The organism is Paraburkholderia sp. SIMBA_030 (assembly GCF_046535245.1).
GTDB lineage: Bacteria > Pseudomonadota > Gammaproteobacteria > Burkholderiales > Burkholderiaceae > Paraburkholderia.
In genome coordinates this window covers 1-257 of record NZ_JAWRXB010001001.1, presented here as the reverse complement: position 1 = coordinate 257, position 257 = coordinate 1, and the positions used below count along the sequence as shown (strand labels likewise).

1 pseudogene is annotated in these 257 nt (G+C 68.5%); it reads left to right on the top strand.

From position 1 onward, the window contains the following. Positions 1–257 (top strand): annotated as a pseudogene (locus SB772_RS43030) (amidohydrolase family protein); the annotation flags it as partial.

Sequence of the window (257 nt, the reverse complement as noted above, 5' to 3'; positions counted from 1 at the left end):
CGGTTGGGTCCTGCCGGGATTCGTTGACGCCCATTGCCACATCGGGCTCGGAGTGGGCGGGGCGGTTGATGAGCAAACCACACTCGCCCAGGCCCAAGCGGACCTCGACGCCGGGACGCTGCTGATCCGTGACGCCGGATCGCCAACCGATACCCGCTGGGTCCAGCAACGGGAGGACTTGCCTCGCTTGCTGAGGGCTGGCCGGCACATCGCCCGGAGCCGGCGCTACCTGCGGGGCTTGGGCCGTGAGATTGAAC